At 70.9% G+C, this 13496-nt stretch carries 13 protein-coding genes; 5 read left to right on the forward strand and 8 right to left on the reverse strand.

The annotated features are described in order from the left end of the window. Positions 1-179 precede the first annotated feature (179 nt). The 7 genes from ACFVJX_RS24900 to ACFVJX_RS24930 all read right to left on the reverse strand — a co-directional run bounded on the left by ACFVJX_RS24900 (position 180) and on the right by ACFVJX_RS24930 (position 8250). Positions 180-1775, reverse strand: coding sequence for a dipeptide ABC transporter ATP-binding protein (locus ACFVJX_RS24900; RefSeq protein WP_384136691.1), 1596 nt, complete (start codon positions 1773-1775; stop codon positions 180-182). Further along, positions 1772-2761 carry an ABC transporter permease gene (locus ACFVJX_RS24905; RefSeq protein ID WP_384136693.1) on the reverse strand — a complete coding sequence of 330 codons (990 nt, stop codon included), beginning with the start codon at positions 2759-2761 and terminating at the stop codon, positions 1772-1774. Before ACFVJX_RS24905 ends, ACFVJX_RS24900 begins: the two co-directional genes overlap by 4 nt. After that, positions 2758-3741 carry an ABC transporter permease gene (locus tag ACFVJX_RS24910; protein ID WP_384136695.1) on the reverse strand — a complete coding sequence of 328 codons (984 nt, stop codon included), beginning with the start codon at positions 3739-3741 and terminating at the stop codon, positions 2758-2760. Before ACFVJX_RS24910 ends, ACFVJX_RS24905 begins: the two co-directional genes overlap by 4 nt. A 2-nt stretch (positions 3742-3743) precedes the next feature. Further along, complete coding sequence (locus ACFVJX_RS24915; protein ID WP_384136697.1) at positions 3744-5471, reverse strand: ABC transporter substrate-binding protein; 1728 nt, start codon at positions 5469-5471, stop codon at positions 3744-3746. A 218-nt stretch (positions 5472-5689) separates the two neighbouring features. Beyond that, positions 5690-5785: an Ms4533A family Cys-rich leader peptide gene (locus ACFVJX_RS24920; protein WP_311310375.1), complete on the reverse strand. Its 96-nt coding sequence runs from the start codon at positions 5783-5785 to the stop codon at positions 5690-5692. 156 nt (positions 5786-5941) lie between these two features. Next, a complete protein-coding gene (locus ACFVJX_RS24925; RefSeq protein WP_384136699.1) occupies positions 5942-7300 on the reverse strand; it encodes a DUF3152 domain-containing protein in 1359 nt (452 codons plus the stop codon). Then, complete coding sequence (locus ACFVJX_RS24930; RefSeq protein ID WP_384136701.1) at positions 7285-8250, reverse strand: alpha/beta fold hydrolase; 966 nt, start codon at positions 8248-8250, stop codon at positions 7285-7287. The genes ACFVJX_RS24925 and ACFVJX_RS24930 overlap by 16 nt, the downstream gene beginning before the upstream one ends. Positions 8251-8356: 106 nt before the next feature. Here ACFVJX_RS24930 and ACFVJX_RS24935 point away from each other — a divergent pair, with 106 nt between their 5' ends. The 4 genes from ACFVJX_RS24935 to ACFVJX_RS24950 all read left to right on the forward strand — a co-directional run bounded on the left by ACFVJX_RS24935 (position 8357) and on the right by ACFVJX_RS24950 (position 10302). Continuing rightward, positions 8357-8572, forward strand: a complete 216-nt coding sequence (locus ACFVJX_RS24935) for a hypothetical protein (protein WP_384136703.1) — start codon at positions 8357-8359, stop codon at positions 8570-8572. A gap of 168 nt (positions 8573-8740) precedes the next feature. Next, on the forward strand, positions 8741-9382 hold the full coding sequence (locus ACFVJX_RS24940; RefSeq protein WP_123523710.1) for a TetR/AcrR family transcriptional regulator: 642 nt from the start codon (positions 8741-8743) through the stop codon (positions 9380-9382). Between the two features lie 132 nt (positions 9383-9514). Then, positions 9515-9742: a DUF3107 domain-containing protein gene (locus ACFVJX_RS24945; RefSeq protein ID WP_384136706.1), complete on the forward strand. Its 228-nt coding sequence runs from the start codon at positions 9515-9517 to the stop codon at positions 9740-9742. A 290-nt stretch (positions 9743-10032) separates the two neighbouring features. Continuing rightward, positions 10033-10302, forward strand: a complete 270-nt coding sequence (locus ACFVJX_RS24950; protein WP_384136872.1) for a hypothetical protein — start codon at positions 10033-10035, stop codon at positions 10300-10302. Positions 10303-10348: 46 nt separating this feature from the next. Here the strand turns inward: ACFVJX_RS24950 and ACFVJX_RS24955 are convergent, their stop codons facing one another. Then, positions 10349-11083, reverse strand: coding sequence for a ferritin-like fold-containing protein (locus ACFVJX_RS24955; RefSeq protein WP_384136874.1), 735 nt, complete (start codon positions 11081-11083; stop codon positions 10349-10351). A 475-nt stretch (positions 11084-11558) separates the two neighbouring features. Here ACFVJX_RS24955 and ACFVJX_RS24960 point away from each other — a divergent pair, with 475 nt between their 5' ends. Then, the gene (locus ACFVJX_RS24960; protein WP_384195960.1) at positions 11559-13436 is read left to right on the forward strand and encodes a DEAD/DEAH box helicase; all 1878 of its coding nucleotides are present in this window, start codon (positions 11559-11561) and stop codon (positions 13434-13436) included. The last annotated feature ends 60 nt before the right edge of the window (positions 13437-13496 follow it).

Raw genomic sequence — 13496 nt, forward strand, 5'->3', positions numbered from 1 at the left:
GTTGCCCGGGGGGGGGGCCCCCCGTGTGCTCGGCCTCGGCCCCGCGGACCCCCTTTCGGGGGACGCGGGGGGGGGGGGCGGGGGGGTGCCCCCCCCCACCACCGAAAGGGGTGAACCGTCGTAACTTTCCCGCCCCCGTAGCGTTCTGTCGCGCTATAGAGACAATCAGTTACGTTGGGTCAGGCTGCGGCCAGCTCCGCGCGGGCCGCGCGGCGGACCGCCGCGAGGGCCGGATCGAGCGCCGGCACGGCCGCCAGGAGCTGCTTGGTGTACGGGTCGCGGGGCTCTCCGTACACCTGCTCCACCGGGCCCTCCTCGACGATCCGGCCCTGCCGCATGACGGCGACCCGGTCGCTGACCTGGCGTACCACGGCGAGGTCGTGGGCGATGAAGACCAGCGCGAGCCCCAGTTCCTGCTGGAGTTCGGCGAGCAGCGCGGTCACCTGGGCCTGCGTCGTCACGTCGAGGGCGGATACCGCCTCGTCGCAGACGATCAGCCTCGGTTCGGCCGCCAGGGCCCGTGCGATCCCGACGCGCTGGCGCTGTCCGCCGCTGAACTCGTGCGGATAGCGGTCGTACTGGTCCGGGTCGAGCCCGACGCGCTCCAGCAGATCCCGTACGCGCGCCCTGATCACGCCCTCGTCGCGCTGCCCGCGCGCCCGCAGCGGGTCGGCGACCGACTCGCCGACCGAACGGCGCGGGTTGAGCGAGGAGACCGGGTCCTGGAAGACCATCTGCACCCGGTCCACCCGGGTGAGGCTGCCGGACGTGGGCTCCAGCAGACCGACGAGCATCCGCCCGAGGGTGGTCTTGCCACTGCCGCTCTCCCCGACGATGCCGAGCGTCTCGCCGTGCCGGACGGTGAGGGAGACGCCGTCGACGGCTGCCAGCGCGGACTTCCCCCGGCCGAACACCTGTCGCACGCCGTCGGCCTCGATCAGCACCTCGGCCTTGTCCAGGTCGGCAGGGCCGTCCGTGCCGGCCGCCGGACCGTCCGGCTCCGGGGCGATGCGCGGCACCGCGGAGAGCAGCGCCTTCGTGTACGGCTCGCGCGGCGCGCCGAGCACCTGGGCCACCGGCCCCCGCTCCACGGCCAGGCCGGACCGCATGACCAGCACGTCGTCCACCGACTCGGCCGCCACACCCACGTCATGGGTGACCAGCAGCAGTCCCATGCCCGTCTCGCGGCGCAGGTTGTGCAGCAGGTCCAGGATCTGGGCCTGGACGGTGACGTCCAGCGCGGTGGTCGGCTCGTCGGCGATCAGCAGCTCCGGTTCGCAGGCCAGTGCCATGGCGATCAGCGCCCGTTGGCGCATCCCGCCGGAGAACTCGTGCGGCCTGGAGCGGGAGCGGCGTACCGCGTCGGGGATGCCGACCCGGTCCAGCACCTCGACGGCCCTGGTCCGGGCCGCCCGCCGGGAGACCCGGTTGTGGACGCGGTACACCTGGGCGACCTGGTCGCCGACGGCGTAGTACGGGTCCAGCGAGGAGAGCGGGTCCTGGAAGACCATCGCGGCCTTCGCCCCCCGCAGTCCGCGCAGTCGCGCGTCGTCGGCGGTGTGGACGTCCACACCCGCCACCCGGATCGAGCCGCCCACCTTGGCACCGGTCCCCCGGTGCAGTCCGAGCAGGGCGTACGCCGAGGCGCTCTTGCCGGAGCCGGACTCGCCGACGACGCCGAGCGCGCCGCCCGCCTCCAGCGAGAACGACAGTCCGCGCACCGCCTGTACGTCGCCGAAGGAGATCGAGAGATCGGTGACCTCGACGAGACTCATGACAGCACCACCCGTCGGTCGGCCATCGCCTGCAGGATGTCCGCGACGGCATTGGCAAGGACGACGAAGAACCCGGTGACGAGCACCAGGCCGACGACGACCGGGAGGTCCACGTTCCGGACGGCCGAGACGAGTTCGCGGCCGACGCCCGGAATCCCGAAGAGGGATTCGGTGAGCACGGCGCCGCCGAACATGGAGCCGATGTCCAGTGCGCCGAGCGCGATCACCGGTGCGAGCGCGCCGCGCAGGGCGTGCCGTCCGACGATCACGCGCTCGCTGACCCCGTACGCCCTGAAGGTGCGCACATGGTCCTCGGCGAGCGTCTCCAGCATCGAGGCCCGGGTCATCCGCGCGTACGGGGCGGCGGAGACGAGCGCCAGGGAGATCCAGGGCAGCAGCAGGTTCCAGGCCCACTGCTCCGGGTCGTCGGTGAACGGCACGTAGTCCGGGAACGGCAGGATCTGGAGTGCAGTGACGCAGATGATGATCAGCAGCAGACCGATCACGAACACCGGTGTGGCCATGCCGGCCAGGGTGATCCCGGTGAGGACCCGCTCGGTGGCGCGGCCGCGCCGCCACACCGAGAGGACTCCGGTGCCGACCCCGAGCACCATCCAGAGCACGAAGGCACCGACGGCGAGCGATGCGGTGGCCGGCAGCTTGGTGACGATCAGCTGGGTGACCTGCTGACCGCTCTGGTACGAGAGCCCCAGGCAGGGGGCGTCGCAGTGCACCACACCGGTTCCGGTGGAGTAGTCGTGGCCGGCGAACAGGCTCTGGAGGAAGTGCGCGTACTGCACGTACACCGGGTCGTCCAGCCGCAACTGCTGGCTGACCTGGGCGACCTGCGCGGGCGAGCAGCGCGGACCGCAGGCGATCTGCGCGACGTTGCCCGGTGCCACGTAGAAGGCGGCGTAGACGACGAGGCTGAGGGCGAGCAGGACGAGGAGCGCGCCGCCGAGGCGTCGCAGCAGGAAGGAGGTCATGCTCCGGCCTCCTTCTTGGCGCCTGTGCCGACCCGTAGCCGGGAGGCTGCGCGCGGATCGAGTGCGGTGCGTACGCCCTCGCCGAGGACGGTGAGCGCCAGCACGGTGACGAAGAGCAGCAGGGCCGGGATCAGCAGATAGGTGGGCGCCGCCTGGTACCAGGTGTCGGCGTCGCTGAGCATCTGTCCCCAGGACGGCGTGGGCGGCTTGATGCCCACACCGAGGAAGGACAGCGCGGCCTCGACGACGATGTTGGACGGGAAGAGCAGCACGGCGTACGTGATGACGGGCGCCGCCAGTGAGGGCAGCAGCTCACGCCGGGCGATCTGCCAGGAGCTCCAGCCGCTGAGCCGGGCGGCCGCGACGTGGTCGAGCGATTTCATGGCGAGGGTCTTGGCCCGCACGATCTTGGAGATGTGGGTCCAGCCGACCAGTCCGACGAGCAGCGCGATCAGCACCGGGCGGGGGAATCCGGCCGGTGCGACGGCGAGCGCGCCGAGGGCCGCCACCATGACCGGCAGCGCCACCATGACGTCGGTGATCCGGCTGAACGCCTGGTCCACGAAGCGGTTGCCGAGACCGGCCGCGAGGCCGGTGAGCACGCCGATGACCACTTGGAGCAGGGTCGCGCCGAGGGCGACGCCGAGCGAGATCCGGGCGCCGTAGACGACGCGGGCGAAGAGGTCGCGTCCGGTGAGCGGTTCGACGCCGAGCCAGTGTTCGGCACTGATCCCGCCGAAGGAGCCGAGCGGCACCCCGCCGGTGGCGGAGTCGACGAGATCGGGGTGGTACGTGGTGGGGTTCTGGCCCTCGATGCCCGCGAGCAGTGGTGCCACGAGCGCGGCCAGGACCAGCACGGCGACGACGACCGCGGCGACCAGGGCCGAGCGCCTGGTCCGCAGCCGTCGCCAGAACGGATGGGCCCCGGAGGCGGGGGCCTCGACGGCCCCCGCCTCCTTGGCCGGGAGTACTTCGGCCATGGTTACTTGACCGCGACCTGCGAGATGTCGAGCACGCCGGTCCAGTCGCTGATCACGACGTTCTTGACGGACTCGCCGTACAGGCGCTTGTAGACCGGGTGGAACAGCGGCACGGTCAGTGCCTGCTCACCGACCTTCTTGTCGAGCGCGCCCCACCGCTTGGCGGCGGCGCTCAGGTCGGTCAGCTTGTTGATCTCGTCGATCTCCTTGTTGACCGCGGAGTCGTTCAGCTGCGAGGCGTTGAAGTTGGACCCGGCCTTGACGATCTGGCGTCCGTCGAAGATCGGGGCGAAGAACGGACCGCCGGAGGGCCAGTCGGCGCCCCAGCCGGTGATGAAGAAGCCCGGCTCGGTCTTCAGGTTGTGGATCGTGTCCGAGTAGGCGTTGTTCTCCAGGCCCCGGAGCTTGACGGTGATGCCGGCCTTCTTGAGCGCCTCCTGGAGTGCGGTGGCGATCTCCGGGCTGGTCTCGAAGTTCTTCTCGTTGTTGTGCGTGAGGGTGACGGTCAGCCCCTTGGGGTAACCGGCCTCCTTCAGCAGCTCCTTCGCCTTGGCCGCGTTGCCGTTCTTCCCGGCGGGGAAGGCGTCGTACGGCGTGTAGCCGAAGGAGGTCTGGTCGGGCAGGAAGGTGGTGGCGGGCTTGGCGAGCGAGGAGCCGCCCGCCGCGTTGACCACGGAGGAGCGGTCGACGGCGTAGGAGATCGCCTGGCGCACCTTCGGGTTGTCGAACGGCTTCACCTTCGGGTTGAAGGCGATGTAGTTCGTGTAGCCGAAGTTGCCGGTGCCGACCCGGGCCGCGAGCTTCTTGTCGCCGCTGACCTTGGCGAGTTCGGCCGGGCCGAGGTTGGTGTCGGTGGTGACCGCCGCGGCGTCGGTGCCCTGCGAGGCGGAGAGCCGCTGGTTGATGACGGCGGAGTCGAGTCCGGAGCGGACGTCGATCCGGTCGGGGTAGGCCTTGCGCTCCTCGTCGGTGGCGGCCGACCAGTAGGTGTTGCGCTCCAGGGTGAGGCGCTCGCCGTCACCCTCGTTCTTGACGACCTTGTACGGACCGGAGGAGATCGGGTGCTCCTCGTACTTCGTGCCGGTGTCCTTGGCCTTCGGCACCGGGCTGGTCTGGGTCTGGGTCGCCAGGAAGGGGAATTCGCCCTCGGGCTTGTTGAGGTGGAAGACGATCGTCTTCGCGTCGGGCGTCTCGATCGAGTCGAGGCCCTTCTTGTCCTTGTACGGCCCCTGGTAGTCGGCCCCGCCGATCAGCCAGTCACGCAGATAGGGCGCGCCGCCGGAGAGTTCGGCGGCGAAGGAGCGCTCGATGCCGTACTTGATGTCGGCGCTCGTGATCGCGGTGCCGTCCTCGTACTTGAGGTCGTCCTTGAGGGTGTACGTCCAGACGGTGGCGTTCTTGCTGGGCCTGCCCAGGTCGGTCGCCAGGTCCGGTACGACCTTCGCGCCGGCCGCGCCGTCCTCCCGGTTGCGGGTGGTGAGCGTACGGAAGACGAGCGAGGGGACGTTGCCGCCGCCGGAGGTGTAGAGCCGGCCGGGGTCGAAGTCCTCCTGCGGGGCGCTGTTGAGGACGGTGAGCGTGCCGCCCTTCTTGGGAGCGCCCGCTGCGCCGGAGCTGCCGTCGCTGCCCTTGCTGCTGTCATCGGGCCCGCAGGCCGCGGCGCCCGCGGCCACGACGAGTACTGCGGCGACCGCGGCTGCGCGGCGCGATATGACGGACGGTTGACGCATCGGAAGGTGACCTCTCGGAGTACTGCCTGAATGAAGGAAACAGAAACGGATCCGTGCAGGCGGCGACGAGAGACATATGCACACGACCGGTCGGTGCGAGGACCGGAACACTGGAGACTGCCGCGCCTGCGGACGGGGGCGCCCGGTGCGGCAGGTCGGGGAGGCCCGTCCGGGCCTTCAGGCTCGGAGGAGGGGACCGACGCGCGCTCGGGCAGGCGTCAGCAACAGTCGACGTCGGCGACGCTGTGCCCGGTCACGCCGATGAGCGCCAGCTCAATGGTGGCGCGATCGAAGGTGACAGGGCTGCGTGACATGCGAGAAATATGTGCGACGGCCGTCACGATGTCAACGCGATGTGAGACGGCGATCTCGATATCCGGACAGGCGCGCCGGGAGGGCGCCACCACGGACCTACCGGCCGACCGCCCGGCCGACGGGCCCGCGACTGCCCGCGCAGCCGCAGGTCGGGCTCAACCGGTCGGGTACACCCAGGCGTTGGGGCGGCACTTGATGTTGTCGATATCCAGTGATTTGGTCTGCTGCTGCATCACCGGGGCCAGGGCGCCCGGCGTGCGACAGCTCACATGGTTGTGACCCAGCCGATGGCCCACCTCGTGGTTGATCAGCATCTGACGGTAGGAGAAGAGCTTGTCCGGACCGAAGGTGGACGAGCCCTGGGCCCAGCGATAGGCGTTGATCATCACCCGCTCCGTCGCGGCGGAGTCACAGGAGACGTTGTCCTCGGTCGTGTCCAGCCCCGACTTCGCACACCAGTCGGCCGTGGTCCCGGGACTGGCCAGCGTAATAACGAAATCCGGATCACCGGTGGAAATCCGTTCGAAGGTCATCGCACCGTCGTGCGCCCAACTCCGTTCATCATTAAGGGTTTTCTGCACCGCCTGGGCGAAAAGGCCGGAATCGAGTCCGAGCCCCTTCTCGACGTCGATCCGGTACCGGTACTTGTGCCCCTTGCCCGGAGCCTTCGCCGCCCCCGGCACGGCCTCGAATTTGCCCGATGCCTTGAGCTTCGGCGCCAGCGGATAGGCCTTGGCCATTTTCTGCTCATACGAAAGGGCCTTGACCACGGCCTTCTTGGGCGCGGGCGTCGGCCTGGCGTCCGAGCGGGAGGTGTCGTCATCGCCGCCGCGGTCCACGCCGGCGGCCTGTGCGGCACCCGAACGGCCACCGCCGTCATGGGCGACCTGACCGGCCACGACCACCGCGAGCACCGTGGTCACAGCGGCGGCCGCGATGCCGGTGAAGGTGCGGCCCCTGCCGCCCCTGGACTCCTTGGTGGCGCCGTCGTCAGCGCCGGGCGGCCGCTCGTCCCAGTCACTGACGGAGCTGTACGGATCGGCGGGGGCCTCCGGGCCGGGCGGCGCCGCGTTCGCGCCGCGGGGCGCCGGCGGCGGGGTGTCGAAGGCCTCGACGAACTCCTTGCGCGGTCCCGGTATCAGCGGCCGGGTGCCGGTCGACTGCGATCCCTGCGGACGTGGCGTCGGCGCCTGCGCGCCGATGCGGCCGGGTCCGGCGTGCGGCGGGCCCGGCCGCTCGGGGTGGCGCTCCATGGGTCCGGTGCCCCAACCGCCGCCGGGCTCACGCTGTTCGGGGTGACCGCCGCGCACCTGGGGGATGCCCTGGAAAGGGGTGTGGCCACCGGTGCCGGGCGGCACATCGCCGGGCCGTCTGCGCCGGCCGCTGCCGGGGGCGGGCCGGGCGTTCTCCCGCCCCTCGCCCGCCTCCTGCGCGGCCGGCCCGGCATCGGGTGCCTTGGGCCCAGGGCCTTTTCGACTGTGTCGTCCCACGCCCCGGATCAGCTCCCGCCGCATTCGTCGAGCAGTTCCCGGAACGCCTGGGCGACCGTTTCCGGGTACTCCATCATCGCCACGTGCCCCGCGTCGGGCAGTGTCAGCAGCCGCGAATCGCGGAAGGCCGCGGACGCTCTGCGCGCCATCCGGTACGAGACGAGCTGGTCCCGTCCGCCGTACACGAGCTGGGTCGGTGCGAGCACACGCTCGGCCTGACGCCACAGTCCGTGCTGACCGCCCAGCGTGTACGCATCGACGATGCCACGTGCCGAGCGCGCCATGGCGTCCCAGAAGTACGGCAGTTCCAGCCGCCGCTCCATTTCGGCCACCGCTTCACGGAAGCCCGTCTCGGAGACCCGTGCCGGATCGCCGTAACAGAGTGCCATGACTCCGCGGGTGCGGGCCTCCGCGCTCCAGTCCCGGGTCAACCGGGAGAACAGGGATACGAGTCCCGGAACGGCGAGCAGTGCGGTCGGCACCGCCGACCGCTGCACCCGGATCTCGGGGAGCGCGGGCGAGATCAGGGTGAGCGTGCGCACCAGGTCCGGGCGGACGGCCGCGACCCGGGTCGCCACCGCGCCACCCAGGGAGTTGCCGAACAGGTGGACGGGCCCGCGCTCCCCCGCGTCGAGGAAGCGGATCACCGCGCGGGCGTGGCCGGTGACCGAGTAGTTGCCGTCGTCCGGCGGCGGGGAGTCCCCGAATCCGGGGAGGTCGAGCGCCTCGCCGTCCAGCACGTCGTCGAGGAGCGGCATCAGCGCCGACCAGTTCTGCGAGGAGCCGCCGAGGCCGTGCACGTAGAGCGCGGGCGGCAGCCCGGTCCGCTCCGGCGGCCGCGAACGAACGGTGAGCGTCAGTCCGGGCAGCGTGACGGAGCGGAGTCTCTCCCCATCGGCGACCTTGACGGCGCTCACCGTGGGGGCCACCGCTGCGGCGGCGGCACGGACTCCCGGCAGCTCGGTCGAAGACATGCGGCAATGTTACGAGACGATCACACCGTGGTTCATGTGTTCGCCGTCACACATCGCGTAGCGGCTTCGTTGCTCCTAGGCTCGATGCAACAGGAAGGGAGTCACCATGTCGGTCGACCCCAGTGACCCGGACACCTTCGAGGACGTCCAGCCGGACGAACCGGACCAGGAGGCACCCGACGCGGACGCCGCCGAGCAGCAGGCGGAACTGCGCCCCGAGCGCGACGAACCCCTGACGGAACTCGACCGGAACCGCGCGAACGAGGCGGACGCGGCGGAACAGGCGCGCGTAGTCACAGACGATGAAGACGATTACCGCTGATACGTCCCGCTATACGGCACAGGTCGAGGAATCTGTGGCTACCGCAGCCGTCCGGTCCGTGAAATTCTGCGTCCGCGCCGCGCGTACCCGGGTTACCCGAAAGTACGATGGCGGTACGGCACAGCGTGCACGGAACGACTGTGCCGGTTCACGAATTTGGGAGGCGGCGTGACAGCCATCGAGCAGACCGAAGCGGCGCGCCCGCGGGGCACTCGCCTGCCGCGTCGCGCCCGACGCAATCAGCTCCTGGGCGCCGCCCAGGAGGTCTTCGTCGCGCAGGGCTACCACTCGGCCGCGATGGACGACATCGCGGAACGGGCCGGGGTCAGCAAGCCGGTCCTCTACCAGCACTTCCCGGGCAAGCTGGAGCTCTATCTGGCCCTGCTCGACCAGCACTGCGAGTCGCTGCTCCAGTCGGTGCGCACGGCGCTCGCGTCGACGACCGACAACAAGCTGCGCGTGGCCGCGACCATGGACGCCTACTTCGCGTACGTGGAGGACGAGGGCGGCGCGTTCCGGCTGGTCTTCGAGTCCGACCTGACCAACGAGCCCGCCGTGCGCGAGCGGGTCGACCGGGTCTCGTTGCAGTGCGCCGAGGCGATCTCCGACGTGATCGCGGGTGACACGGGACTGTCCAAGGACGAGTCCATGCTGCTCGCCGTCGGCCTGGGCGGGGTGTCCCAGGTGGTCGCCCGCTACTGGCTCTCCAGCCGGTCCGCGATCCCGCGCGACACGGCGGTCCAGCTGCTCACCTCGCTGGCCTGGCGGGGCATCGCGGGCTTCCCGCTGCACGGCATCGACCAGCACTGAGCGGGGCGGCCGGCGCCCGTGTTCGCTGCGGGCGTTGCCCGGGGAGCCCTGGGCGGTCCCCTCAGCGGGCTAATGTGTGCTGCGTACGGCGCGGTTCACCGCGCAGGGACTGACCGTCGGAGGGACATAGCCGTGGAGGTCAAGATCGGGGTGCAGCACACGCCCCGGGAGATCGTTCTGGAGAGCGGGCTTTCCGCCGAAGAGGTCGAGAGCGCGGTTTCCGAGGCTCTCGTCGGCAAGGCGCAGCTGCTCAGCCTCACGGACGAGAAGGGCCGCAAGGTCCTGGTGCCGGCCGACCGGATCGCCTACGTGGAGATCGGCGAGCCCAGCACACGACGGGTGGGGTTCGGCGCGCTGTAGCGGCGCACGGACACAGTGACCGTGGAAGCGGCCCGGCGGGGATTCCCCCGCCGGGCCGCTTTCCGTTGTGCGGCGGCTGTTGGCTGCGTGGCGGCCGCGTGCGGCAGCGTTTCTGTGCGGCGGCCGCTTGCTGCGTGGCGGCTGTTCCTGTGCGGCGGCTGTTCCTGTGCGGCGGCTGTTCCTGTGCGGCGGCTGGGCGAAGCCTGTCCGCGGGAGGGTTGTATTCCGCGGCCCGGGGGTAGTACCGCGTAGACCGAATTGCCCGCCCCCTACCTGCGAGGTGATCGACTGTGATCTTGGAAACCCTGGGCTCCGTCGCACTCGGACTCGCCCTCTCCTGGGCGGCCCTGCGCTCCCTGTCGCCCCGCCTGCCGTCCCGGCGGTCCGTCTTCGGCACCGGTGCGCTGGGAGCCCTGTTCGGCCTGTATCTGATGCACTCGGTGCTGGGCCCCGGCCACACGGCGGCATCACTGATCGGCTCGGTGCTCATCGCCGCGGTGACGGTGTCCCTGCTGATCCGGCCGCGCAGCCGCCGTCTGAGCCGGTCGGCGGCGGCCTGACGCCGCCACCGACGCCCCGTGTGGCCGGGCCCTGGGCCGGCAGGCCCTAGGCCGCCAGCCCCAGGGTGGCCATCCGCTTGGTGTGCGCCTCGGTGATCCGGGAGAACATCCGGCCGACCTCGGCCAGATCGAATCCGTCGGCCACCCCGCCCACCAGCATCGTCGACAGCGCGTCACGGTCCGCCACGACCCGCTGCGCCTGCGAGAGCGCCTCGCCCATCAGCCGGCGCGCCCACAGCGCGAGCCGGCCGCCCAGCCGCGGGTCCTCCTCGATCGCGGCGCGCACCTTCTCCACGGCGAAGTTCCCGTGACCCGTGTCGTCGAGGACACCGAGGACGAGCGAACGGGTGTCCGAGTCGAGCCGGACCGCGACCTCACGGTAGAAGTCACTCGCGATCGAGTCACCGACATAGGCCTTGACCAGGCCCTCCAGCCAGTCCGAGGGTGCAGTCTGGCGGTGGAAGTCGTCGAGCGCCCTGGCGAACGGCTCCATCGCACCGGTCGGCTCCACCTCGATCGCCGTCAGCCGGTCGGTCAGCCGCTCGAAGTGATGGAATTCCGCGGACGCCATCTTCGCCAGTGCAGCCTTGTCGCCAAGCGTCGGCGCGAGTTTCGCGTCCTCGGCGAGCCTCTCGAAGGCCGCCAGCTCCCCGTAGGCGAGTGCTCCCAGCAGGTCCACCACGGCGGCCCGGTACTGCGGCTCCGTGGACGCGGTGGCCCAGTCCTGGTCGGCGATTTTGGTGGGTGCGGGGGTTTCCGTGGCGTTGTCAGGCGTCTCCATGGAGCGCAGAATAGCCCGCCCGCCGACAGGGGGAAGGGTCCGGCCACCGACGGACGTCACACCGTTCCGATGAATTCGTCCAACACAGATGCGCGAATCCGGGGTACAGTGGTATTGCGCTTACTGAGCATTTTGCAACTGCTCGTCGCGCGAAATTGAATGAGGATGCCCGGTCGGTGGCCCGATCGGCTCCGACCCGACAGCCCTCCGCGCGATGCGTACGCCACGTACGACCGCAGATGAGGGGCCCCCTCAGCGGCACGAGCGCTCGAGCGACGGCAGTGGTCCCGCGCCACCCGGCCCATCCACGGCCGGATGACCAACCCCGGCACGGTACGACCCCCTTCGTTCGCCTCGGACCGCGTTTCACAGAAGAGGCAATACCCTGACTACGTTCCGAGACCTCGGGATTCTTTCCGAGACGGCCGAGGCCCTTGAGGCCGTCGGCATCACGTCCCCCTTCCCCATCCAGGAGATGACGCTCCCCGTAGCGCTCTCCGGCTCCGATGTCATCGGACAGGCCAAGACGGGCACCGGCAAGACGCTGGGCTTCGGTCTGCCGCTGCTGGAGCGCGTCACCGTCCTCGCGGACGTCGAGGCGGGCCGGGCAGCGCCCGAGAAGCTGACCGACGCGCCGCAGGCGCTGATCGTCGTCCCCACCCGCGAGCTCTGCCAGCAGGTCACCAACGACCTCCTGACCGCCGGCAAGGTCCGTAACGTCCGCGTTCTCGCGATCTACGGCGGCCGGGCGTACGAGCCCCAGGTCGAGGCCCTCAAGAAGGGCATCGACGTGGTCGTCGGCACCCCGGGCCGACTGCTGGACCTGGCGGGCCAGCGCAAGCTCGACCTCTCGAAGGTGCGCGCCCTCGTCCTCGACGAGGCCGACGAGATGCTCGACCTGGGCTTCCTGCCCGACGTCGAGCGCATCATCACGATGCTGCCGGCCAAGCGGCAGACGATGCTGTTCTCGGCGACCATGCCGGGCGCGGTCATCAGTCTGGCGCGGCGCTACATGTCGCAGCCGACACACATCAACGCCACCTCGCCCGACGACGAGGGCACGACCGTCAAGAACACGGCGCAGCACGTCTTCCGCGCCCACAACATGGACAAGCCGGAGATGCTCTCCCGCATTCTCCAGGCCAACGGGCGCGGACTGGCCATGGTCTTCTGCCGTACGAAGCGGACGGCCGCCGACATCGCCGAGCAGCTGGAGAAGCGTGGTTTCGCCTCCGGCGCGGTCCACGGCGACCTCGGCCAGGGCGCCCGCGAGCAGGCGCTGCGCGCCTTCCGCAACGGCAAGGTGGACGTCCTGGTCTGCACCGACGTCGCCGCCCGCGGTATCGATGTCGAGGGTGTCACCCACGTCATCAACTACCAGTCCCCCGAGGACGAGAAGACCTACCTGCACCGCATCGGCCGCACCGGCCGCGCGGGTGCCAAGGGCATCGCGGTCACGCTGGTCGACTGGGACGACATCCCGCGCTGGCAGCTGATCAACAAGGCCCTCGGCCTGAACTTCCCGGACCCGGTCGAGACGTACTCCACCTCCCCGCACCTGTACGAGGAGCTCGACATCCCGGCCGGCACCAAGGGTGTCCTGCCGCGCACCGAGCGCACCCGTGCCGGTCTGCGGGCCGAGGAGGTCGAGGACCTCGGCGAGACGGGCGGCCGCGGCCGCAAGCCCGCCGCCTCGGCTCCCGCCGTCCGCGAGGAGCGCCCCCCGCGCACGCCGCGTCAGCGTCGTCGCACCCGGGGCGGTTCCGCAGCCGACGAGACCGTCGCCACCGTGCCCGCACCGGCCGCCGAGGCCGTCGAGGCCCCCGAGGCCACGGACGGCCCCGCGGAGCCGCGTACGCCCCGCAGGCGTCGGCGCGGCCGGGTCGGAGCCCCTGACATCGCCGCCGAGGCCGCGGTGGACGTGGAGCGGACCCCGGTCGTCGTCATCGACACCGAGCCCGCGGTGAAGAGCAGGCCCAAGGCCGCCAAGCCCGAGGTCACGGTCGAGGTGGAGGCAGAGGCGGAGACCACGAAGCCGCGCCGCCGTCGTGCCCGGGTCGCCAAGCCGGTGACGGAGGAGGCCGACTTCCAGACCGCCCCCGTGGCCGACCCCGCCCCCGAGGCACCCACGGTGACGAAGCCGCGCCGCCGCGCCCGGGTGATCAAGCCGGCCGAGGACGAGGTCGACTTCCAGATCGCGCCGATCGCCGAGCCCGAGTCGGACCGGCCGCGCCGTCGCACCCGCGCCGCCGCCAAGCCGAAGACGGAGGCCGTGTCGGACGCCACCGAGGGCGAGGCCAAGCCGCGCAGGCGGCGCGCGCCGCGAGCGGCCGCCGCCAAGACCGAGAGCTGAGCCCGGCCCCTGCCGGTTTCGCGTGTGCCCGACGGGCCCGAGGGATTCCCTCGGGCCCGT

This window comes from Streptomyces sp. NPDC127177 (assembly GCF_042672475.1).
Classification (GTDB): domain Bacteria; phylum Actinomycetota; class Actinomycetes; order Streptomycetales; family Streptomycetaceae; genus Streptomyces.

What these genes read in the sequence shown, in the direction of transcription:
- ACFVJX_RS24925 (WP_384136699.1), bottom strand. Translation starts at nt 7,300, where the DNA reads ATGCGGCGGGAGCTGATCCGGGGCGTGGGACGACACAGTCGAAAAGGC.
- ACFVJX_RS24960 (WP_384195960.1), top strand. Translation starts at nt 11,559, where the DNA reads ATGACGCTCCCCGTAGCGCTCTCCGGCTCCGATGTCATCGGACAGGCC.
- ACFVJX_RS24930 (WP_384136701.1), bottom strand. Translation starts at nt 8,250, where the DNA reads ATGTCTTCGACCGAGCTGCCGGGAGTCCGTGCCGCCGCCGCAGCGGTG.
- ACFVJX_RS24915 (WP_384136697.1), bottom strand. Translation starts at nt 5,471, where the DNA reads ATGCGTCAACCGTCCGTCATATCGCGCCGCGCAGCCGCGGTCGCCGCA.
- ACFVJX_RS24905 (WP_384136693.1), bottom strand. Translation starts at nt 2,761, where the DNA reads ATGACCTCCTTCCTGCTGCGACGCCTCGGCGGCGCGCTCCTCGTCCTG.
- ACFVJX_RS24955 (WP_384136874.1), bottom strand. Translation starts at nt 11,083, where the DNA reads ATGGAGACGCCTGACAACGCCACGGAAACCCCCGCACCCACCAAAATC.
- ACFVJX_RS24920 (WP_311310375.1), bottom strand. Translation starts at nt 5,785, where the DNA reads ATGTCACGCAGCCCTGTCACCTTCGATCGCGCCACCATTGAGCTGGCG.
- ACFVJX_RS24910 (WP_384136695.1), bottom strand. Translation starts at nt 3,741, where the DNA reads ATGGCCGAAGTACTCCCGGCCAAGGAGGCGGGGGCCGTCGAGGCCCCC.
- ACFVJX_RS24900 (WP_384136691.1), bottom strand. Translation starts at nt 1,775, where the DNA reads ATGAGTCTCGTCGAGGTCACCGATCTCTCGATCTCCTTCGGCGACGTA.
- ACFVJX_RS24935 (WP_384136703.1), top strand. Translation starts at nt 8,357, where the DNA reads ATGTCGGTCGACCCCAGTGACCCGGACACCTTCGAGGACGTCCAGCCG.